The sequence below is a fragment of the Candidatus Pseudomonas adelgestsugas genome (assembly GCF_004124255.1).
Classification (GTDB): Bacteria; Pseudomonadota; Gammaproteobacteria; order Pseudomonadales; family Pseudomonadaceae; genus Aquipseudomonas; species Aquipseudomonas adelgestsugas.
Genome location: NZ_CP026512.1, coordinates 1608089 through 1632795, shown reverse-complemented (window position 1 = coordinate 1632795; position 24707 = coordinate 1608089). Strand labels below are relative to the sequence as shown.

Sequence of the window (24707 nt, the reverse complement as noted above, 5' to 3'; positions counted from 1 at the left end):
TAAGAGTGTGTTCTGTACAGGTCTGCTGTATGTGACAGCTGAGCGTTTTTTCTGTATATAATATTCATTTTGCTTTGCAACGTTCAGATTATAGCGGTGCTAGCGTTTTGATCTTGTTAACATTGTGTGAATTAATCTAGTCGTCGTGCTTTTCGTTGGATAGCAAGCGCATTGCTTATGTATCACTCAAACAGCACCAGCTGCGCATCTTAATGCAGTACACAGATTATTGGTCGTCGCAAGCAAGTTACCAGCTTCAAAGTTCTTAACGGTGTGTCAAAATGATCCACGTATAGTTGGTGGCTAGTGCTTTTACTATCCAAGGATAGTAAATCCGGATGTTTGCATGATGAACATAGCTGCATGCCAAATAAGTTGTGTAGCAAACGGTTTAGGTATTAACACTAAACCGTTTGTAGTAAAGATAGTGCATCTGCTTGCTTTGTCTAAGATCGTAGTGGCGAGCTACAAATCTATAAAATAAGACACACTAATACTGATGCAGTTGATTGCTCTATAAAAGAAAAAACTACCCAGTGCGCTATCATTACTTTCTACTTCGAATACGATAGCTCTAGTTTAAAACTAGAAATTATACGCACGTTAAACGTTTACGCACAAGACCTACAAGCTAGCAGCGCTTACGTTATGCTGTAAGATAATGATAATAAATGTAGTGCCTCTTGCTAATAGAGGCTAGCACTAGGCGAGCGTTGTATGAAAGTAGTTAGGCGTTATCTGGTGCTGCAGTTGTTCTTGTTTCAGGTCAACTAGAACTTGTTTCCAGTGATAAAGAGTGTCCAGTTGCCAACTTAGCTATAATGAGTAGTCTTGTGCTCAAAACTGTTGTAGTTGAATTATACAAATAATTTGTTATGCGAACGTGCTGCTGTGTTGTTAATTGTACTAGATATTGACCTCGTACTATATTGCAGTATAAATGATAGTTCTTATGAAAACATAGTAACTTTTCCGCTTATAAAAGAAGCGCTATTTTGTCTGTTAGTTTATAGTGCTCACAGAATTATATGCTAACAAGATAGCGATGTTTACTCCACTTTTAAAAAACGACTGTATAACTAGCTTTACTAAAGCATACAAAATTAATTGTCGAGGTAATGAGGTGTTATTAGGATTCTTGCAAAATTCAGCAAGCCAGCTAAAGTAAAAAAAGATTTACAGCATGACCAAGATCTTGATTAACGTATTGGAGTGATTGTTACGCATGCCGTAACTCTTTATGATGTTACTAGTGGCGCTCTATAAGCTGCTGTCAGCATAACTGTATAGTGCATATTATTTTTAATTTGATAAAAGTTATGGTTGTCAGCAAAAAAAATAGTCATGCCTTTACTGCTTTGCTTGCAGAAGCAAGCTAATAACTAGTACACTGTTAGTGTTTAGTGCTAGTGAAGCTAAGTAAATTTAGCAAAATTTTTACTTGCAAGTAGCATGTTTTGCTTTTGCTGAAGCTAGCCAGACAAAATACTACAGCTATATTTAGCTGGCTGTACAAATTAGCTGGCCTAAAATGCAGCCAGAGTGACATAGATATATTTAAAGACATTATGTAGTATATATGTCAAGTATTTTAGTACCTCCAGTTTGTGCGGCGAGTCTAGCTAGAGATACCTTGCCTTATTATCGATATAGTTTATTTGGCGGTTAGCGGTTATGCCTGTTGCGACTATGCAAAACACATTACGTATTACTGAAATTTTTTACTCGTTACAGGGTGAGACGAGAACGGCTGGTTTACCTACCGTATTTATACGACTAACCGGATGTCCTTTGCGTTGTCAATACTGTGATAGCGCTTACGCTTTCAGTGGCGGCACCGTTTATACTATCGATAACATCATTGAGCAAGTTGCTTACTTTAAGCCTCGCTATGCTTGTGTGACTGGTGGTGAGCCATTAGCTCAACCAAATTCTATCCAGTTACTCAAACGGCTATGCGATACAGGTTATGAAGTCTCACTAGAAACTAGTGGCGCCCTGGATATATCCGCAGTTGATTTGCGTGTAAGTCGAGTAGTCGACCTTAAGACGCCTGATTCCAAAGAGGCGCATCGTAACCTGTACGACAATATAGATCTGCTTACAGCCAACGATCAGGTTAAGTTTGTGATCTGTTCGCGCGGTGATTATAACTGGGCAACTTCCAAGCTTATCCAGTATGATCTTAACCGGCGTGCTGGTGAAGTGCTGTTTTCGCTAAGTCATGATGATCTTAACGCCCGCGACCTAGCTGACTGGGTAGTAGCTGATAACTTACCTGTACGCCTGCAACTGCAATTACATAAATATCTATGGAATAACGATCCAGGGCGTTAAATTAGCGCCTAAAAAACTACCATAGCTGTTTCTGCTGCCTGATTGGTCTGCCTGATTTTGCCGTATTGGCAATTATGTTTAAGGTTGCATCTATTTGTACTATAAACTTTGACTATGAGTTAACGCCACTAGCGCAGAGTTGAATGTCATTTAGTGCGTTGACAGTATACTAGATTTAATCTATAATTGGATTATCATTCTGCAATCTAGCAGGCATGGTTGACTCTTCATTTAACAGACAAATAGCATCTACATGCTTAAAGTATGAAATTGGAGAACCCAGCTAATCTACGTGCCTGCAGCAATATCGTATTTTTTCATTCATGTTCACGGCCGGGCAAAAGCACTAAATGCACGCAACTATAACGACCACTAGGTCTATCGCTATGGCTATGTAAGCCATTAAGTGCATAGCTAATTACCACTAAATTAGCCAGGAGAGGCATGACTGCGTATATTAGACTGCAGCTGCAGAATATAAGTAAGCTGGCATTACGATGATTAGCGGTGGTAATACATTGTATTGATTACGTATTAATAGCTTTATCCTGCTAGGGATAAGATGCCAGTCGCGCTTGTAGGAAATATTACGTTTGCAGGTTGTCTGCGGAAGATTGCTAAGTGAACAGCATGATTAATCAAATATGTTATGTCTAATATATTAAAATTAGGTATTGAATAATCTTTAGGAATCAGTATTATGCAACCTCTTCTAAAGAGGGTCGTTAGCTCAGTTGGCAGAGCAGTTGGCTTTTAACCAATTGGTCGTAGGTTCGAATCCCACACGACCCACTATTTTCTTAAATTTAGAAAGTCTAGAAGGCACTGTATCAGTGAACCAGCTAACAAGTATGAATTTTTTATTGAACAAGATTATAAAAGCATTTATTTTCAATACTCGCTAGATATATGTAGTTAGTCAACATTATTAGGTTAAATATAACTCATGCTTTCCTGTTTTCTCTGTAAACTAAAATAGCTGTAGCATGCCAGTTCATTTTAGGTGTGTAAATCTAAAAAGTAATAATTATTCAGTATAATATATACAAGTATATTAAAATATACTGACGGTGATTTACCTAACTAGGTATAGTTATAAAAGTTAAAGTACTAGTTATCTAAATAGAGAAATACCATGCACTGAATCAGGTAAATTTTATTGTGCTAATGATTGTTAAGTCGTTAGACATAGCGACAGCCTGTTTGCATTGTAAGTGCAGCACTGCTGAAGAGATCACATATATATTAGAAGTAAATCTTTTTGTTTTCTGATGCGTAGTTATTGCTAGTTACAACTATCTAGTTGATATACTTTAATCTAAAAGTTTATCGTAAACTTAGAGTTGTTTGCTTAGAGCAAGCAGCTTATTAAGCTAATATATACCAGCAGTTAGTGACTAAAAATTTATTTTTCTTTGTCTTATAAGAATTTAAAGTTAGCCAAACACGTAGTATTGCAATACCGTCTAAGTATATAGAGATATTAAGTCTGCCTAATAAAAAATCGCAGCTATTTTAGAGGCATATAATAGTATATGCACATTAAATTCAAGATAATAAACAAATATTCATAGGCAATCTAGGTTGCTGCGTAGATTCTTTAGGTGCAAAATTTTTTAAAACTAGAGTGAATATGCTATGGGAATACAAATAAAAACAATCTCATTTGCCTGCTTAAGGTTTGTCTTTGGTGTTTATTCAAGTCTAATCTAATTATGATAAAAATGTGGGCAACAATGTACTTGTTTCTCAGTGCATATCTGGCGGTGATGATGCCTTACATATTCAGCGATATAAAAGTGCCATGATAATCATATTATATATACTTTATATGATGTTCTAAGTTAACTAGCGTATCAAAAATCATATTTTTGCAATTATTTATATAAAATTTATCAGTTTTACTAAGTACTTGTACAGGTAATAACTTTTTCTGCGTTTTTATATATAAGATATAATGTATATATTCTGCTGTTTAGTTTTTCTTATAATTGTGTTACTGCATTTATTTAATTGTTGTAATCTATAATAATTTAATCTGACAGGTATTTGTTTTTAAATGCGCCATAGGTATTAATAATCGAATAGTTTACAATAAAATTGTAGCTATCTTACTTGCGTCTATATACATATAGTGATGTATAACAAAATAATAAAAATACCTACCAATATTAAAATTCGTAGCCTTGCTTCGTGCCACAGTCTAGCACATAAGCATGTGTACCAAGATGTTCTTGATTGATATTGAATCATAATTAATAATTTACTAAATTAATATAGCTAGGTACGTACTCAGCTAATTTCAAAATTATAGTTTTTTATTAAACAGTAAATTTATACAATATTTGTTGGGTCGTCTCTATTAGTTTGCATTGCGCAGTTCAAAATTTATCTTGCTACGTTAAAAGATATTAATATCGTATAACACTATACTAGATAAGTTTAATAAAATGATTACGCTTATCAAGCCTGACCTGATCATGAAAAGATCATTCGGTCTTGGCTAGTTTTTTATTTAAGATGACCTGCTGTTTGATATCTGTACAGCATAATTAATTAGGTTTAGATGTGCTTCATTATAGTGTCTAAATGCTATTTTTTAACCTAAAATCTCGCTAAACATGTTTTGAGTTAGTGGAAATTTTGTGCTAGAGTTGACTACTCTTCTGTGTGCAGACTGGTGCTAAGCTATTTATAATAAAAACTTATACCCAGATAATTATCATGAATTTAATGGCAGTCAGCTTTTAGCAAGGCATAGCGTTTTGTTTGTTTAGATTAAAATACCTGGACAATATTTTCGCTGTGAGATATTAAAAAAATAGTTATTGGTATATTCTAAAGATCAGCGTCTATTAATAGATTATAGCTATAGTAAGATCTTCTTATCTATTGTGTTTTTTCTTTGGTGCTACTGGAGACGTATTTGATCATCACCTCTTAGAGTAGATTAATGCAAAACTATGTAGCATATGGTGGATAATGCATCGGCAGTTATTTTACGCAGCGCCACATATGTTGACCATAGAAGTAGATCTATGGCGCGCGTGACTTTGTTTGAATGTCGAATGAACTGATTACAAGGCTTGTCAGCCTTAACAATATTCATGTACGTTCGCTATTCAAACAACAAAGAGATCATACCACAGAATCGTGTTGAACTCTTTATTAGCACAGTACATTAAACGCTTGCTTATAAGCACAAGTCTTTGTATCAACTTGCTTAAGTTACATGTTAAGTTAATTTATAACACAAGATGCTATGTCGATGGGTCTGGTTTACTACTGATCTGGAGTTGAAGCCTAATCAAGCCAAGGATTTGCAATATAAAATATTAACATTTATACAATCCGCTATTTGTCTAAAAGTTTTTTTCAGAACGACATAACGTGCTAATATCAAGTAAGACTTGTACAATTATTCCAAACATAAGCGCATCAGGTAGTTAACTAATGCAGAGGTTTTACAGTTTAAAAAGCGTCTAACTTATCCAATAAAGCGTTGAGTGTTAAATATTGTGACTAGCAATTATAGTTATTGGCTAACTATCTGTAAAAGATAAAATAAACACTAAATAAACTGCATATTTAGCAGCGCTAGATTTATAGATAACAATGCGCCAGCTAGTAGTGATATGCGGTGCAAACTGGGTCGGCTATTTTGGCGATCAATGCTTTACTTTACTATACGCATAGTAAGCATATAGTAAGACTTTGCCAGGAAGTGCCAGTAATTTTATCTAGTGATCTTACTACATTCATTGCCATTGAGTCAACTGTAAGCGATACTGGATTATAGTCAATAAATTACTAATTGAAAGCATGCTGACTATAAAAATGTCAGCAGTACCGCACGTATTTTATACGTGCCTTTGCAGTATAAGTATTTTTAGCGCTAAAAGAATATAAATCGTTTTCAAATGCTCTAAGAAAAGTCAATATGTACTATAAAGTAGATTATATGCTAGAAATCATCTTCTGCAAATTAGTTTATTGATTTGCCAACGCTATTTATGGCTTAGTCTTTATAGACCGCTAATTGCGTCTTAGCATTTTAGCGCTAAGGTTATAGTAACGGTTATTTCGTTAGCGATGATCGTGTAGCAGTAATGCTTTAAGTAAAAAATATTTTTTTATCTAACGAAACTTTCAAATTAGCCCCTGATAAGACTATGGAGTGTTGCTTAAATACTTGTAGTAGTAACCGTGGCATTAAGAAATGCTATGATCAGTTGATAGGCTATCTTAGGCGTGATCGTTGAGCTTCTTGCGCAGCAGGTTATCCAGCTCCATACGTCAAAACAATAGCATTGGTGACTGTGACATATCTAGCCGTACGAGCTAGCGTTTAGTGGTGATAGCTGCAAGATTTGACTAGGTTAATTGTCAGAATCTAGTTTATGCCAAAGATATAGCATAGCGGTTCGCTAAAAGTCGAAGGCATTGCTACTGGTAATTCCTCGTAGTTATTGCGTAATTGCTTAAATAGCTCTATGTAATCACTGCTGCATAGTATTACGAATACATGGAAACTTTCTTAACTTAGCTAACTGATCAGCAGTTTGCATAGCCACTGATTATAATATATCAATAACAGCTTACTCATAATTTACTTAATTTAGCTATTATTGATTGCGATAGCACTAGGCTGCTAGTGAATATCTCACACAGTAAAGTAATTAATTGGATAGTTTTTCTAGTATCAGATTACTATTGTTGTTTTGGTTAACTAATGAATATAGTCGTCACTATTGGTGACTTTGAGTTGCTGAGTCAGATGTTAGCTCTATTAATGTAAAAAAATTTAGTTTAGCGTTAGTTACGATTATTAATACTACGAACATAAATAGTCAATGTACGTGTATCGAAATTTCTGCTTCCATATAAATATTCAGATTATTTTAGCAGCTTTTAAATAAATATGAGTAATTAAACGCGCATGAAACTAATTAAATTTAGTGCAACTAGGGTTTATGGTAGAATTTGCTTGATTAGCTTAATCACTATGTTAGCACAGACGCTTACGGTGATACATGGGTCTACCGATACCCAAAGCTTGTGCAGCGGCCATTGAGGTAAGCTCTACAATAATTAGGCCACCGGTAAAGCCAGCTAAGTTTTGGTCATTGCTATCTGCAACAGTATTTAGGCCTGCTATCACTAAACTACCTTTGGCTTCCAGTGCATCTAGGTGTTCAATGTAAGTCAGATATACAAGCTTGCGTTTTTCTGGCGCGCCCGCGACGTCTGTGGCAGTAATAGAGCAAAGCATATCAGTCTTCTGTTTTCGGTGTATTCAGGACAGCGCTATGCAAGTGGCGCGATAGGTAGATACCCTGACCAACTAAGAATAATACAGTCATGCCTAGGCTGCCAAAAATTTTGAAGTCTACCCAATACGCTTGGAAGGTAAAGGCTACAAATAAATTGGCAGCACCACAAAATATAAAAAATATAATCCAGGCTACGCTCAAACGCGTCCATATCGATTCTGGTAGAGTTAACGTATGACCCATGATTTTTTTAATCAATAAGTGGTCACCGATAAAGTAGTTGACCATAAAGACCATAGCGAGCAGCCAGTTTATCACTGGAGCCTTCCATTTCAGAAAGGTTTCGTTATGGAAGGCTAGGGTTAAGCCGCCAAACACTAGACAGGCAAATAAGCTTAGCCATTGGCTTTTTTCTAGCTTGCGCTGGATAATGAAGATAGCACTGTAAATTACGATAGAGCTGATAATTAATACGGCGGTAGCGCTATAGATGCCACCAAACAGTAGCTTATGACGACTGATTTCAATGACTATAGGATCAAGCTTGGTAACGATAAAAAATAATAACAACGGAATAAAGTCGATGAGTTTTTTCATAAGAAGAGCCAGAGGCTTAATGTGGCCGTATGATATCAAATATTTTTAATAGCAACAGCGTTAGCTGACTTGAGATTATACATCTTTTACGAAAATAGATTTGTACTGCTATACCACTGCCTTTAATAGTGCACTGGCATTAATGGCTGTAGTTGGACTGGCGTTTTGTAATGCATATAAAGGTTGAGTTCTGTCGTTCACAGATTAAGATACCCTAGAAGATCTTAAAGAAGCTGTAGAGGTCACACATACTGTAATAGGCATGCAATTAATTAATAGTGCGGCATTGTTCGGTATTTGTGGGGCTGTACTACTATTCATATGCTTGGCTATGACTTCAATCAAAAGATCCCCTAACTTTCAGTCTCTGCAGTAGTTGCATTGTATGATAGCCGATAGCTTAAAGGCCGAATAAATAAGCCGCAAGCTTAGTTTTGAAGGTATGCTAAATATGTTCGGTGGTGTCTTTAGAATTCAGTAGGAATTCAGCGAATAGCAGTAACCAATCAGCACATTAGTGCTTTTCTGACTTGATAGTGCGTGAAAGTTTTGTTTAGTGTCGTGCTGAAGCATTTCGTAAGTGGTTTAGTAATTGGCAAGTTTAGTGATGCTAAGCAGGCATTAGCCTACGTTTTGGGGTCGCTATTGCTACCTTGCTAGCACTCCGAGTGCTGGGTAAAACCATAGCGTACATATGGTACTATAATGTAACCCACAATATAGGTAGTTCGGCTATATATAGCTCGTGAATTTAATTTGCTGATCAGTGTCGGTAGTGAGTGTCATTGCTCAAACGGCTAACCAGAGATTGGCTGGTACCGTTCAATCTTAGATAATTTGCATTGATAGTATGGATAGATTTATCCAGTTGATTGATATGATGCTATCAATGATAAGATAGGTAATAATGTTGTGGTTGAGTAAGTTAAAACACCTATGCGACTTAGATAAAATACATAATTTTGTTGATTTACAGCAACTCTCCTGGTTTAGGTAAAAGTCGACTTTGTCCGTTTGCTTACAGCCAATATGCTATGGCATACACTTTGATTTTTAATGCAGCCGTACAATTAATGCATTTATTGCTGCGTACAAAGAAGCTGATTGTTAACCTGCATGTTATTAGGGTTCACAGATCATTATTTCGTTCCCAGAGGAACTTGGTGGGAGCTGTTAATAGGTCTGATACTGATTCTTCCTATTAAATATAAGTTTGCTGTATGACTCTTATAATACGCCTTTCCTGCTGGAAGAATATATCGATACCATCGTTGATGGTGGTTACGCTAGAAACAAAGCTTTTACTGTGTTTAATGTTAGCCGATAGCGAGCTAGAAGTAATGTACGTAGCTCTATGGACTAGATGTTGTTTATATCTAAAGCGGGAATATTAGTCATGGAAATCGGCGATATCTAGACAGGTGCAAGCAGAAACTATTTTTGTTGCTACCTATATGGGTATGGGCCATAAGCGGTTATAAAAATACATTTGGATTTGTATATTCTCTATGTAAGTTTTTGAAAGCCTGGAGAACCTATTAGGCGTGCTTCTTTAACTTAATTCGCAAACAAAACATTAATGTTCTTGACATGTCAATTACAGAAATCATGTACCAGTATATGTATTGTGTCCATCTAATGCAGTTAGTGCACCTAGAACTACTTATGAAGTACTTAGTGATTGTTGCTATGTTAGCTGAGATCAAGTCGTGCATGCTATTGTTTTGCTTAGACATATTGAAAATCTAAAAAATACTACCAGCAGTGCTGAACTAATTTACTACCGCTTAAGTATTCCTTGGCCTAGCCAAGCTATGCCAGTGTAAAACTAGTTTTTTGGTGAATGTGTTGCTACTGCGGCTTGCAGATACATTGCCTGGGTCATTGTTTTCGTAATTAAACAATTACCGTGTTTGATTTTTGATTATCATGGAGAAAGCATACATACTACAAAATATATACCTGTATCAGTATGTTTAAATTTACTGATAATATATATATATTGATTGTAGCCGCAGTAAACGTGCAAGACGTGTATACATACAAGATACTCGCTAAATGTAGAAAAACACAGCGTTCTTGCTAGAAGTCGAGCAGTTTTAATTGGTGCTGGCTGCCGTCAGTTACGAGAAAAGTAAATAACTTTGGCCTAATCGATTGTACTCTGCAATGTATAATGCATGCCATACGTTTATAATTTATGATTATTTAGTTATGTGCTAGTTCAAAATCTTGTTTTCAACGCTTTTCAGGCTATGCCTAAATTGATCTACCTAGAGGTGCTTAATTGAACCAAGAGCAAGATGACAGTCAAGAAATTTGTTTAGTGGGTGAAAAACTACAAAAGGTGCTAGCGCGTATTGGAGTTGGTTCACGCCGTGATATTGAAGTCTGGATTACCCAGAAACGCATTAAAGTTAATAGCGTTCATGCCATTCTTGGCTGCCGAGTAGATTGGCAAGATGTAATCAAGATTGATGGTAAAGTCATCAATCTTCAAAAAATGGTTAAAGTAGTGCGCCGTGTAATTTTATACAACAAACCATATGGTGAGATCTGTACTCGTAACGACCCACAGGGCCGTCCGACCGTTTTTGATAAAATGCCTAAGTTGAAAGAAGGTCGTTGGATTAACATCGGTCGTCTCGACATCAACACTACTGGTTTGCTGATTTTCACCACTGACGGCGAGCTGGCCAACCGTCTAATGCACCCTTTTTACGAGATGGATCGTGAATACGCCGTTCGCATACGTGGTGAAGTCGATGATGATATGATCAAGCGCTTGAAGGTCGGTGTATCACTTAAAGACGGTTTAGCTAAATTCACCGATATTAAGCAAGCGCTAGGCGGTAAAGGTTGTAACCAGTGGTACCACTGCGTGGTGATGGATGGCCGTAACCACGAAGTACGTCGCCTATGGGAGTCTCAAGGTTTAGTGGTCAGCCGCCTGAAGCGCGTTCGTTTTGGCCCAGTATTTTTAAACTCTAACATACCGATGGGCCGTTGGCGTGAAATAAGCCAGTACGAAGTCGACATTCTTAGTGCTGAAGTTGGATTAACATCAGTTGCTATGCTGCAGATAAATACTAAGAGTAAAAATCAGCTTCATTGTATGCAACGTAAATAAACACGCTCTTTGGGTCGCACCAAGTGTATTACGTATGCCTTACGTCCGACGTAGAGTAAACTTGTGACCTGTGGTCGTATCTCTTGAGAGCTGCAGATCGAAAGCAAGTGCTTTCCAGCAGCAGTTACTATTGCGTCAGAAAGATAATCGTGCTCCATGCACACTGCGAATGACCTATAATTAAGCTGTAAATGGCAGTTGTAGTAATCTTGGTTTGGCGGATAACTTAGCTGACAATTTAAATACTAAACGCCCAGCAAAGTTTGCGCTAAAAGCGCCTAAAGCCTAAACTTAGTTTTTGGCTACATCTTTACTTAGCAAACGCCATAGCGCGCTGGTTGGCTAATGTTAGTACTTTAGCTGTAATTGTAAGAAGACGCAGTGATTCTAATATTCCTTTCAAGCATAAATTTCCCGCTACATATTAGCTTATTATCTAGCGCTAACATTTAGCCAATAAAGATTAACCATAAAATGGTTGCTTTTGCCAACTGCGTACGACAAGTTACAAGCCACAATAGCACTCCTTAAGCTTTGTGTGATGCATATAGAAATCCTTTATTTTCTTTTTGGTATAAATCTCTAATTCTTTGACACATAGATTTAACTGGTTAGTATAATAATACTTATTGTTAGTCATCTGTAGGACATAGCGGTTAGCTAGCAACGCTGTTAGTTAAAGTTTTGTTATTTACTAGATGGTAGTTGTTGGTACAGTTTACTATTAGTCTCTTTCTCGATATCGCTAATTCGTGCTTCAATAGTGTTAGGCGTGCTTTTAGTAAAGATTTGTGTTATCTTTAGAATAATTGCTGGATTCAGAATAGCTTTATGATATGCAATGCACTATAGCATAGATGATGCAGTTGTGCCGGCAGGGCTTATAGGTATTCAGCTATCATGTTTAGCTTGGTCAGCTGGGTGAAGCTTAGTAAGCAGTGGTGTTTACGGTGTCAAATAGGTTGTTGATTATGTAGTTATCTTAGTAATTAAAACTGAGCAAAATGCTAAAAATATTTATTTTATATGGCGTAGTGCAGCTTGAGTATTGTCTTTATTGTAATGGTTAGTTACTTGTTTGCTTGTTTGATCTTAAGTTGTTTATCGTTGGTTTATTACAGTTTGGCGCTACAGTTTAGAAAAATTAAGATATGTTTTTTCATATAACATACAGTACTCTTTGTAAGATTGATTTTTTTAATCACAGATGATTCTGTATTCTCAAAAAATTTTGGTTGGATACAAGGTTGACAGCGATAAAATTTTTTATCTGATGATACACGAACTTTTGTTATTTATATAAGTGACAATAAATCATAGATATGCCAGCATGTGTCTTCAGGATATATACCTAGGTGGTCATAGTAAAAAAATTAGCCTAACATCTATTAAAATGCATAATACGCCAGTGTACTATAACTTATAATAATAGCTATATTTAATAGATACAATTTTATTGTTCTTAGCTTTGTAACTACTATTTCAGCCTATTTCTTTGAAGAAGAAATCTTGAGTGAACAAACGGCTTTTATAAGTTTAACACAAGGTATGATTAATGCGTTAAATAGATAGCTTAAATTGCTAAATCTTATTTAAAAATTGGATCTAGACTGATATTTCTTAGTAACCGCTATGCGCATTTTATGTATAACTTTATAATCTTGACTATAGAGCTGCCTAATTATTCAGGATTATTTGTTTAGATTAATAGATAAGCCTAATAGGCTTAGCGTTGTTTATTTGATTCATGGTATTTAACCAATAACTCCCAGCTAATAAGCTTGGATGTTTAGTATTGTTATGTTGCGTAGTGAGCTTGCGCGGTTTATGATAACACCACTTCTGTGCAGGTAGCTTGTAAGGTGCTCAATTGATGAATCTAGTTGGGAGGCATTCTAAAAACAAAACTGTCATGTCAACTATACAAGTTAATGTACCTTATGGTGTGCTTACTTTTAAGTAAGACAAATAGATGTTGTTGCCTGCAGTAAATACAGTAATGATACTGTATTTAATCCATTTGTTAGTGAATATATGGTGCAGTTTTCCAAGAATCGTGTACTTTAAGTGATGCATTTCAATTTCTAGACATTGTGCAATGAAACGCACTATAAACTTTTTTAGTAATACGCTATAGTTGAGTATAACTATTGCTAGAAATTGTTTATCTGCTAGGCTTTGTATGGTCTTAGTAATTGCTTCGATGCTTTTTACTATTATTCTTATGCTATGCCCAGTTAATATTAAGAATGGTTATTGTCAACATCGACGTTTAGTAATGCTGAAATGCATAAATATACAATATACTTGTATCGCGTATATTTTTATTCAGCCTAACAGCATGTCAAGTAATACGGTTTATTTATCTGCATTCAGTAAGCTAGTGAAGTAGTCAGCAAGACCGATGATCTTTGCTTAAAACTAGGCCATTCGCCTAGATCCCCATGGTCGACGTTACGGCATAGTGGTACCAGGCTGCCTAGTTGTAGGCAGCTAATTAGCTATGCACTAATTATGGCTAATTAGATGGCGCAGATAGTAATAGCAAAGAAAAGTCACAAGCTTAAAATTAAGCACGCGACTGATTCATTGAAGCAGTAGCCGTTATATTCCTGCTCAATTACTGTGTTCTAGCAAATTAATTTTATTTAGTTTGCTTTGAAGTAAAAGATAGCCTATTCTAAAATAAAAGATTTCAATCTAGCTAATTTAGAGCCACAATATATACTAACAAAGCTTAGACAAAAGGATGAGGATAGTTTAAAGCAGCCATAAAAGCGCTATAGTGGATACTATAGCTTTGACTAAATCATGATAGATCAATTAATAAAGTCTTGCACTTGATTGATTATTAATCAGAACGCTGCAATCTTAGCATAATATATGCTCCACATATTATGGATGGCAAGCTGTTGATGATAAATTACCACTATCGTCAATTAATGCATTAATAGTTACTTCCTGTTAGTTAGAGATACATGAAGGCTGAAAACTATTTGATAGCAATAGCTGTCATTACGTGATTAATAGCATTCAATAAGCTATATATACTTATTGAAGTAATCAAGACTATCAAAGATAGTAGATGCTGCTATAAGTTGACACGATCAATCAGGCAGCCATGCTTGAGTATGGTCTGATTTACCTTAAGAGATCCGAAAATTTAGTTTGGATTATTCCTGTCTATACATATTAGCGGTTGGACATCAACTGGTCGAGCCAGTATGGCTGCGAGCGCTACATTCAAACACCTGAAGTATATATTTTATATGTTTTTAAACGGCTAAGAAAATATAGTAGTAATACCTAATATGCTTCTGAAAAGCGATTCAATGTAGCGGATGCGCTAAGTTAGCAAAAAACGGCAGTATATCTAAATTAAGTAAGCTGCTAGCTAGCTAGTCACGATAAAGAAGTGCATATCCTGAAAGCATAGGTGCATATGTAAAAGAGTGCCCAAAATACTTAAAGATACTTTGCAATAAACGTCATTAGGATGGTGTGCCACTATATAGGAACGATAGCAGATTATTGGTGTATTCAAAGTTAGTTGCTAGTGGCTATTTAAATGATTATAGTAATCACAAGGATATTTAGGAAGATCGTCATTAATGAAACTTAATTATATGTCGAGATGAAGAGAATTCTAATTCTAAAAAATAGCATTATTTGCTTACTAGTAAGATGCAGGTAAACCTTAATTTTTAGGTTTATGTAGATTAACTGTTAGAGATAGTGTGCTAATGATATCTATGTATCAATCTTTCACTAAGTTAGATAATGCAATGTTACTGCAGACAAGCCAGCCCACATAAAAAGTAGGCTGCTGGTTAAAGTTAACGCAGGTAGTACAAAAAAAGCGACAGAAAGGTCGATGCATGCAGCTCAGAAATGATCATAATTTATGATTAGCAGTATCTAGGTATAAATTGCTGATGCCTAGCTTGCTAGCTGCTGCTTCGATAGCATTGGTTTGTTTTACTAGTGCTGTGATCGCATCACGCACAATCTTGTTGCCTGTATAGTTACCTGCAGCAATCAACTGATCATAATGTTCGCCATTGTTAGCGTGATCTATCATGATTTGAATTTTCTCTTCAGTGATCGCTAAATCTGCCTTTAACTCTGCGTCAGCTACCTGGTCAGCCTTAGCTACTAGCGACGACAGGCTTGCACCAGTTATTTTAGTGCCATTAGTACGAGTGTACTCGCCTAAGTAAATATTGCGAATGCCTTTAGCATTGTAGAAGTGCGAGTTATGAGTATTGTCGCTGAAGCAATCCTGTTCGTCTTCTGGTGAACCAGCTTCCAGACCGGCAAGCATTCGTTCACCGGCTAACTCTCCCATAGACAGACTACCCATGCCAAACAATATTTTGCGCAGGCCATTGATAGTAGGTTCTGCTTCTAGGGTGGCGCGGTAGTTATCTGTAACGTTAGGTTTCCAATTACCGACCATTTCCTTTAAATCGCTAACTAGTAACTCAGTCACCGCGTGCAGATAAGTGCGACGGCGTTCATTATTGCCACCGGAGGCACCATCGCCAGTCATATAGTCTGACGCTGGACGGTTACCTGCGCCAGGACCAGTGCCGTTGAGGTCCTGGCTCCAGAGCAAAAATTCAATGACGTGATAACCGGTAGCTACGTTAGCTTCTGAGCCGCCAAGTTCATTTAGACTGGCGAGTTTTTCCGGGGTGATTTCTTTTATGTTAACTACGTCTTCGCCTATTTGGATTTCAGTGTTAGCGATGATATTAGCGTTGGCGCTAGAGTTACCTAGTGCGTGTTCGTAGGATTTATCTACGTAGTCTATTAAGCCTTCATCCAAGGGCCAAGCATTCACTTGGCTTTCCCAGTCGTCAATAATAGTATTACCAAAACGGAATACCTCGCTCTGTAGGTACGGTACACGAGATGTAATCCAGGCATTACGAACCATTTTTAGGGTTTTAACGTTCGGGTTGGCGAGAAATATGTCAATAGTAGTTTGCAGTTTTTTTGCAGCTAACTCAGCATCGCTGTACACCGCAAATGCTATATCGGCGTAATGCGCGATCACGGCCTTGGCTGTGATGTCATTGACCTGAATTGCTATTGGGGGGGTTATTTGAGCAGTAGCGTTAGTAGTTTGAGTAAGCGTGACAGCCTTGTCTTTACCTTTGTCGCAACCGGCGAAATAAATAGTAATGGCTAGTAGACTAGCAGTAGCTAAAAGTATACGGATCATAGCAAGTACCCTGTTTCTATTGTTAGCTGGATGGTACTAGAGAGTATAAAAAATTACGACATAATATGAAATATTTACATTATGTCTAAAGTTTTACTAAAATATCTGGTATTTACTTTTTGCGTTAAAGAATAATCGCCTTTATCTAAAAAAGGACTCAACAACAAACTTTGTTAATCTTGGTTTTTCTAGTTGCAACATTTTAAAATAGCTCATAGATAAAGATTAAGTACCGAATTTACTAATATCAAATAGGGCTTTTAAAATAGCGCAGACTTATACTTGAAGTTTCAATCCTTCAGTACTAGACCATGCTGTTTTTAGTGCTACTAATAAATTAGCGTTTCTAAGTCCACACGCGCTGTACGCAGTAGTTGATCTGAAGTTTAATATACTAAGTCAAACCAGTCGTGACGTTAATGCATAACATCAGTCTTTCTCGAGTTTGCTACATGTCATATTTCTTTATCGGCTTTAGTAATATAACGCTGATAGCGCTTATGCAAGCAGCTCCTAGCTAATATTATGTTCTGTGCTGCTTACATAGTAGTCTATTAATGCTATCGTCATATTCCGTGAATAAGACAATTCTAATGTTGGTTCGTAGACGGTTAATATCAGCCAAGAATTAACCTAACTAATCATGCAATTTTTTAGTGATTTAGTAGGTTAATAAGAAAGTTGCTCTGGGCTATGCGCACATATAACTCAATACTGCTTTATGGCTTCAAGAGATGTTAAGTTTGATTAGTTCGAATAACTTCGTTAGCGATATTCATCCATGATAATAGTTTATTATATGTCTGGCTTCTAAGCTGAGAAATATTCTTTTTTCTAGTCAGTCTATATTAATCAACATTAAGCACTAAATAATCAGCGATAAATGTTCGGTAAGCCGCTAGCGCTTAACCAGATATAGCACAATGTATACATTCAAGATACGCAGTACGCTAGAAATTAACAGGATCATCGATTTTGATAAAAAACTTTTATCACAAGTATTTGCATTCACGGTGGTATTTAAGTTGCCTCAATAATTACTATAAAGCTATTCATTAATCATGATTGTGGTGGCGATACTGTCATATTTAACTATGACTTAAGTCCATAAGTTAACTAGGTAAAAGATTGTCGTAAAGCATTATTTACATCTTGTAGTATATTCCAGGTTCGCTGAATACTCAATATTCAGCTACGGTCTGTAAATAATTTATAGTTAAGTGGTTGTAAAATATATTACAAATATACTGGTATTAACTAAGTGTCGTCTAGATTGTTCTGTAAATATCAAGAAAGTTTTATGTTAGGTTCACAATGAATACTGATAATAATAGTATTACTTACTAGTAATTTCATCGAAAAGCTATTATTTAGCTATAGTTTTAATGGGTTATTTTTTCTATGTAAATAGTATCAATAATTTATAATTATTGGCGATTTAGTAGTAACAGTCACATGAATATTATGGTGCCATATAAATGGCTACTAAAGACAAAACAATACTCGTAGCTTTTTTACTAAAAGCTAGTATAAGAGCATGTTTTTCATTGAATTCTGAAACATGTATTGCTGGTTACATCAGCAGGTATCATTAGCAATAGTAATACCGCTTGTAATCAAGCAAGCATCTTGCTTAGCTTTTGATGTCAATAATAAAAATAACAATTATGAATAATTTATTTTGTTATTGATGGTGTATAATCAATAACAGTAAATCAGGTGCCGTTAGAGCAATCTACTTAAATATCAGTAAAAGAGCTAGAAATTTGCTGAGCCCTTTTACTGTAAACGTTATTTAAATGGTAACAGTCTTGCCCTCAAACTGCTCAGTCACAAACTTCCAGTTGACTAGACTCCAGAATGCTTCTATATATTTTAAACGCACGTTACGATAATCAATATAATAAGCGTGTTCCCAGACGTCGCAGGTTAGCAGTGGGATGTCATAGCTAGTTAGTGGATTACCAGCGCCAATAGTGCTAGCTATGGCTAAGGAGCCGTCAGTTTTTTTCACTAGCCAACTCCAACCTGAACCAAAAATACGTACAGAAGTCTTAATAAATTCTTCCTTGAACTTATCAAATGAACCAAAGGTTACATCAATAGCACTAGCCAGTGCACCGATAGCGTAATCGTCATTATTTGGCGCTAAACAGTTCCAGTAGAAAGTATGGTTCCAAACTTGAGCTGCGTTGTTAAAAATGTCGCCCGAAGATGACATGACAATCTCGTCTAGAGTTTTATCTTCGAATTCAGTACCTGGTACAAGGTTATTCAGGTTAACAACATAAGTATTGTGGTGTTTGTCATGGTGGTATTCTAAGGTTTCCTTAGAGATATGTGGCTGCAGAGCATCGTATTCATAGGGTAGTGGCGATAATTCAAAAGCCATGATTATTCTCCTAGTTAGGTTAGTTGTAGTGAGCACAAGGTTGATCACGGCTCGCTAAACAGACGCCTAAAATTTTAGTATTTGATTATGGTGTCGAGTCCATATGATAGCACTTGTGGCATGTTAAAACTATGTAATAACTCATAATATGGTAAAAATACCAAAACGCTTTAGAATATATATTTAAGAGTTGATTAATTGATATGCTACACTAAACGTCATTACCACTACTAAAAAATCTAGTAGGCGCCACGTAGCTGGGCGCTTCAGCCAGGGCGCTAACCAAGACGCACCGAGCGCTAGGGTAGTAAACCATATAAATGATGCACTAGCGGCACCGGCCACGTAGGCGCCGGGTTCGGTTTGTTGAGCGCCCAATGAGCCAATTAGAAGCACGGTATCCAGATACACATGTGGGTTGAGCAGTGTCACCGCTAAAGCACTGAGCAATACAGTACGCAATGAACGCGCTTTGAGCTGTACCACTTCCTTCAAGCTTTGTTTGGAAAACGCCCGACGCAATGCTAAGGCACCGTACCATAATAAGAATGCTGCGCCGCCCCAGCGAGCAATCGCTAGCAGTAGTGGGTTTTGTATTAATATCGCGGCTAGACCAAATACCCCAGCAGCCACTAAAATCGCATCACATACGATGCACAGTGCTGCTACAGGTAAGTGATGTTCACGGCGTAGGCTTTGCGTTAATACAAAGGTATTCTGGGTGCCAATCGCCATGATTAGGCCAAAAGCCATCAATAGCCCGTTCACGTAGCTTTGCCACATAGGATTTACTCCGTACCAGCTGCTAATTTCCATAAGACTGATATGGCTTGATAGGCAGCGCTGTTGTTGGTATAAAAATATTTATGATAGTATCGGTAATCATATTGCTGCTTATCTTGGCCTTGCTTAATGTGCTAGTAAGCGCTGTTATCAGGCATACAGCTTTAAAGGCTCAAGATATATTGAGGATGATCCAGGCAGCGATGTACTTGAAAATTAAGCAGAACTGCTAAGCATGCTAAGTTTTCATAATCTAGAGTCAGGCTTTCTTGTTCGTGAAGACTGCTGAATATCTCGTAATATGCTGAAATACGGTTTATTGGGCAGGGTACAACAAAATACGTAACCGTTATCATTTAAATAAGGATTCATGTTGCATAACATGATTACTCTGGTAATTTTTCTAGCTATGTATTTTTTCAAAATAGAAGCAACATTTTTTATTCTTACTGGCTAAGTTATATAAGAAAAACGCATATTAACGATCTCTCATTACAAAAAACTGATGCTTGACTAAAAGTTGCTTGCTTGCCCTGGCGGCAGTAGTAGAACAAATTAGCTGTGAACGTAGTACTTAGGTGCTAGGGCTATCGCAGTCATGGATATCACAGCGCATTAAATTGCTAGAGGTGCGTGTTAGTCAACCGGTGCTAGTGCGAGCGAACACTGCTGATGCCTACAGATATCTGTTGACGCTTACTTAATCATGTGCAACAGGCGCATTTGCTCGAACGCGATCCACAAAGCCATGTGCCTGTGCTAGTATTTGGATCGGATGGGGTTTTCTTGCAATACTGCCAACTGGCTTTTCTCGTTGTTGATAGCGGCTTTAAACATCACTTATGCCTGTCCTCTGAATAATTTATTCGCCTAACAGAAGCTGGGCTATGGTGGTGGTTAGCGTTAGCATTATAAATACACGACTAACTTCAAACTGGAGTATTAGTTGAGTTATTGCCAGAGAAGCCTATTGCTATGCCGTTGTATTGGTATCATTAGCGTAGTGGTAGACAACTCTTGGGTTTGTTGTCAATAGCTGGTATTTTTGGATTTATAATGAGCGTCAAGGCAATAACGAACAAAACTAAAGAGCATTAGATAATACATAAAAGTTTTGGTTGCCGATCGCAATCGGCTTCATTAGCAAATACCTAGTGCACATGTCTGCGCTGTTGACTGACTTGCAATTGGTGTGATTACTTCGGTTTGACTAAAAGTAAGCGCCTAAACGCTTTTAGCGTCTTAAATGTGATAATTAAATCACCTGGTGCAGCAGAGAGTTTTTTGGCGCTAAGCGGAATGTAGTTTCGCAATGCTGGCGTTATATCTATATTTCGTTATCTGCTTCATATGCATGAGTATTGTTCTATGGCTGTTTAAGTACAGGTTAAACCACGTTACTATTATTGGTACTTGTTAGAATAAAGTTAACTATATTAATATGCTTAGCCATCATGAAGTGTTGCTTCGCAGTTTGTGGGTGATAAGCCTCAGGATCTTGAGTCGAAATAAGTTTATGATTAGAAATGTAGCATTGGGGAGCGAGTATAAGATTCCTGATTAAGTGGTGTAGTATTAGTGCTTATTATGCTTACCATAATGCCTACCATGATACACTAAAGGTCGCGATCTCACTTGTTATAGTCGTTTCGTGTGTCGCTATACTAAAGCTGACTACAATATGTTTTCGGCTTGCAGCCCATGGAAGTAAATAATGATAGGCTCAGGTATTATCACATGTTTTTTTGGGCTGGTGCAATACTGATGTGGTTAAGTTGAGTAGGGCTAGTACTGGCCATTGCTGGCATTTTATGCTTTGTTGATCGTTTGTGCTAGTCTTGTCTGGTTGAATCTTCTAGGAGATTTTTCTAACTAGTTAGTAGATAATGACTAACTGTGACAGCTTTATGCGCATTAGTAGAAAATATTAATGCGTCTAATAAGATATTTGTCGGTCAATCTGTGCCGAGTACAGCTAACATAAAATTATGGCAGCAAAGCGTTTAGGTTTTAGATTAAATAATTAGAAATTTAGCTTTTACAGTAAGACAACTAGAGTGCTGTTATTGCCTGCCTAAAATAAGGCCTGTCTGTGCTCAAAATTGCGCAGGATAACTAACTTGCGAATAGCGCTATTATTAAGTAATAAAGAGTTTAACGTGTTAGCATACAGATCACCGCTACATATCACTACGTTATAAGGTCAGGTGTCAAACTTGAATCAATGACCTCAATTTGCTATGGTCGATTACTTCAAACTCAATCATTAATAAAGTTTAAATTATAGTATAGTATAGTTTCCATTATTAAATGGAGCTTTTATGAGAATAGTCAAAGCTTTTGTCTGCTTAGCTTTTATGCAAATACAACCAGATAGTAATATTTATCACTCAAGTGTCATGTGCAAGATAAATTAAAGTCGTCTACAATCTATTATTATTTATAATAAACTCTTTTAAAATATGCCTGAAAACAAGCTGCCAATGACTATGCAACTACTATTTTTTAGTAGATTGACTGAATTACACGTTTGTGTAGTCATAAGTGCTAGCTATACTAGCGATAAACTAGAACGCCTATGCGCAGAAACTATTGAACAATAATGAATTATATTACAATTAGCTTTTTTCTAAAGCAAAGAGGAGAGTATGATATCTTGGTTATATTTAATGTTGCGTACCACTAAACTCGTGATGATCGAACATTCTAGAACTCACTAAAAATCTTAATTGGTGTATTATAAAATATAGCTGATGAATTCTACTCTTATAACGTTATAATGGACCACAGTTTCGTGTTGATATTAGTTTTGCAAAACTTAGAAGCCAAACGTTATTTGCTAGCGTTATTGCATAGGTTTTGTTGAATCTGTATTAGTAAATTTCATTACCAAACATGATACTAGTAGTTCTTTAAGTGTTGTAAAAAATATATTTTATCAACTGCATCAGAGATAGTGAATACCAGAAGCACCGCTTACATAACTAACTACGTAGCAAAATCTATGGTATATCAAGTATAGTTTGTTCTATGTTTGGCAGGCAGTAGCGCTGTCTGTATTTTTATGAAATGTTTTAGGCTATTTTAGATAAATGCAATTCATCTATTTTCGTAAAATTGACTAGTTTGGTTGATGTGTAGCGCTAGGTCTATAAAGCTATAGGTTTAAGAAATCACTAAGCTTAAGATCTAATTGAGCTATTATAATAGGTGTTATAGTTTCAATGACCATAATTAGTGAACTACGTTTCAGACTATGTTGTCTTGAGTTTTTCTCAAAAAAAATATTTAGTTGCAGCTCAGTATTACGTTTAATCCAGTTCTAGATTTATCATCTAGATATTTAATGGTAAGCTGTACGTAAAACTTAGTTATTTCATAAATGGTGAAGCTTTCAAAATCTTCCCATGCGGCTTTTTAAAATTTGTCATTTTGTGATATACTGGTGGGTTATCCATGATATATGTACAGCTATCCCAAAATAAGTCTTTTAGAAATACTATAATTATTATAGTGGTATCCACTCTTCATTAAGGCTTTTTAAGAATATTTAAAAAAATAAATATAATATTATGCTATATATTCTATATAATGTGGTGTTTTGTAAGTTATTTATGTCCTCTTTTTAACTGTAAGATGCTAGCTTTATGCATGTTCATATCTATCTTATAAAAGTCTATGATTATGTAGTTCTTGCTGAAAAAGTTAGTAGCCGTTAATTTATGATTATTTACTTCACTGTTTTGACAGCGGTATATAGTGCTATCCAAGAGACATGAGCTCAGTTTGTTCTGATGTAGAATATCTGTGTGGTGATGGAGAATTCATAGCTGTGTTATAATTCGGTGATTCAGTATTAAATTACTTTAAATGAAGAGAGCTCTAACATCGATAGCGATAAAAAGATATATTGCTGCTTTGTGTATTGATGTCTGTATTTAATATTTTGTCCAGGGTACTGTTCTAGATGCATACTGGCCAGCGTATATAGAAAAAGTTATCGCATTCGTTATTTGCTTTAAAAAATCATGTCACTATACCTTTGTTCTTTTATCCGCGCGCCTATAGATCAGTAATACATTAATTATTTGATTACAGTCATTACAAGGTATTCTTTTGATTGATAATCAATGAGTAGGTTTCAGGCAAGAGCTTGTAGTTGTTTTGAGTTTAGTTATAGCTAATTTTATTGACATATATCGTATTGCATAGACTTCATATTCTTAAAAGTAGTTGTTGATAGAAGTGATGCATAGTAATCAGAACATATGTATTCGCATTGACGCTATGTACAGTTAACTGTACATAGCTAAATCGTTAAGTATAAAAATCTAATAATGCACCAAAACTTTGTGTGGTGGTACATAAGGCTTATAAAATCACTTGCACTGATTATATATAATGACATGTCTTAGCATAGCGAGCTCTAGGCTAAAACTATTTTAGCAATGGCCATAGCCATTGATTATTATATCGCTACCATATTTCTAGCAGATAACCAGGCAAATAACATAGTTTCGTAGACCTGTAGCTTGTTGTAAAATCCAGCTAATCATTTCTTGACGTCCAAGAGTCTTATAGTAAACATTGAAAGACGCTATGAAACTATGTAACTGCTAAGTTGGCAGAGTTCCTGCTAGTTATATGCTAGCGATAGGTATGAGTAATAACAGCCATACGGCACTGCTGTCTTCAATATTTATAAGCTGAGCGAGGTGCGGAGACCAAATGGCATAAGCTGCTTAGCCATTATTTACTGTATAATACTGTTAATTCTCAGTAGCTAGAAATTGACCACTTGCAGTACTTGCACTCATCAGCAATGATATTATTGTCATGTAAATGCGCGTATTTTTTATAATCTACTTAAAATATTTACTAATATCTATTAGCCAAAGATTGGCTGCCATGAAAAGTCTTTAATTAACCGTATCCGTGGTAGAGAAAAGCTTCTAACTGGTAGCA

The 24707-nt window shown here is 36.1% G+C and carries 6 protein-coding genes, 1 tRNA gene and 3 pseudogenes; 5 read left to right on the top strand and 5 right to left on the bottom strand.

Annotation, left to right across the window (positions count from 1 at the left end):
* Positions 1-1689: 1689 nt before the first annotated feature.
* Positions 1690-2337: a 7-carboxy-7-deazaguanine synthase QueE gene (gene queE, locus C3B55_RS04040; protein ID WP_129211933.1), complete on the top strand. Its 648-nt coding sequence runs from the start codon at positions 1690-1692 to the stop codon at positions 2335-2337.
* 719 nt (positions 2338-3056) lie between these two features.
* Positions 3057-3129, top strand: a tRNA-Lys gene (locus C3B55_RS04035).
* 4216 nt (positions 3130-7345) lie between these two features.
* Here the strand turns inward: C3B55_RS04035 and C3B55_RS04030 are convergent.
* Both C3B55_RS04030 and C3B55_RS04025 read right to left on the bottom strand, forming a co-directional pair.
* Positions 7346-7609 carry a YciI family protein gene (locus C3B55_RS04030; RefSeq protein ID WP_129211674.1) on the bottom strand — a complete coding sequence of 88 codons (264 nt, stop codon included), beginning with the start codon at positions 7607-7609 and terminating at the stop codon, positions 7346-7348.
* Position 7610: 1 nt separating this feature from the next.
* The gene (locus C3B55_RS04025) at positions 7611-8207 is read right to left on the bottom strand and encodes a septation protein A (protein ID WP_129211672.1); all 597 of its coding nucleotides are present in this window, start codon (positions 8205-8207) and stop codon (positions 7611-7613) included.
* A 1560-nt stretch (positions 8208-9767) separates the two neighbouring features.
* Here C3B55_RS04025 and C3B55_RS04020 point away from each other — a divergent pair.
* Positions 9768-9929, top strand: a pseudogene (locus C3B55_RS04020) (segregation/condensation protein A); the annotation flags it as partial.
* 565 nt (positions 9930-10494) lie between these two features.
* A pseudogene (gene rluB / locus C3B55_RS04015) lies at positions 10495-11334 on the top strand (23S rRNA pseudouridine(2605) synthase RluB); the annotation flags it as partial.
* Positions 11335-15232: 3898 nt separating this feature from the next.
* On the opposite strand, the gene C3B55_RS04010 reads toward rluB, so the two are convergent.
* From C3B55_RS04010 to C3B55_RS04000, 3 genes are all read right to left on the bottom strand, one after another.
* Positions 15233-16567: an imelysin family protein gene (locus C3B55_RS04010; RefSeq protein ID WP_129211668.1), complete on the bottom strand. Its 1335-nt coding sequence runs from the start codon at positions 16565-16567 to the stop codon at positions 15233-15235.
* Between the two features lie 1795 nt (positions 16568-18362).
* Positions 18363-18959, bottom strand: a complete 597-nt coding sequence (locus C3B55_RS04005) for a superoxide dismutase (RefSeq protein WP_129211666.1) — start codon at positions 18957-18959, stop codon at positions 18363-18365.
* A 183-nt stretch (positions 18960-19142) separates the two neighbouring features.
* Positions 19143-19742, bottom strand: a complete 600-nt coding sequence (locus C3B55_RS04000) for a LysE/ArgO family amino acid transporter (protein ID WP_129211931.1) — start codon at positions 19740-19742, stop codon at positions 19143-19145.
* A gap of 509 nt (positions 19743-20251) precedes the next feature.
* On the opposite strand from C3B55_RS04000, the pseudogene C3B55_RS04710 reads away from it, so the two are divergent.
* A pseudogene (locus C3B55_RS04710) lies at positions 20252-20738 on the top strand (hypothetical protein); the annotation flags it as partial.
* Positions 20739-24707 lie beyond the last annotated feature (3969 nt).

Excerpts from the sequence above, each read along its gene's own strand:
- C3B55_RS04000 (WP_129211931.1), bottom strand. The coding sequence starts at position 19,742 with ATGTGGCAAAGCTACGTGAACGGGCTATTGATGGCTTTTGGCCTAATC.
- C3B55_RS04010 (WP_129211668.1), bottom strand. The coding sequence starts at position 16,567 with ATGATCCGTATACTTTTAGCTACTGCTAGTCTACTAGCCATTACTATT.
- C3B55_RS04025 (WP_129211672.1), bottom strand. The coding sequence starts at position 8,207 with ATGAAAAAACTCATCGACTTTATTCCGTTGTTATTATTTTTTATCGTT.
- queE (WP_129211933.1), top strand. The coding sequence starts at position 1,690 with ATGCAAAACACATTACGTATTACTGAAATTTTTTACTCGTTACAGGGT.
- C3B55_RS04005 (WP_129211666.1), bottom strand. The coding sequence starts at position 18,959 with ATGGCTTTTGAATTATCGCCACTACCCTATGAATACGATGCTCTGCAG.
- C3B55_RS04030 (WP_129211674.1), bottom strand. The coding sequence starts at position 7,609 with ATGCTTTGCTCTATTACTGCCACAGACGTCGCGGGCGCGCCAGAAAAA.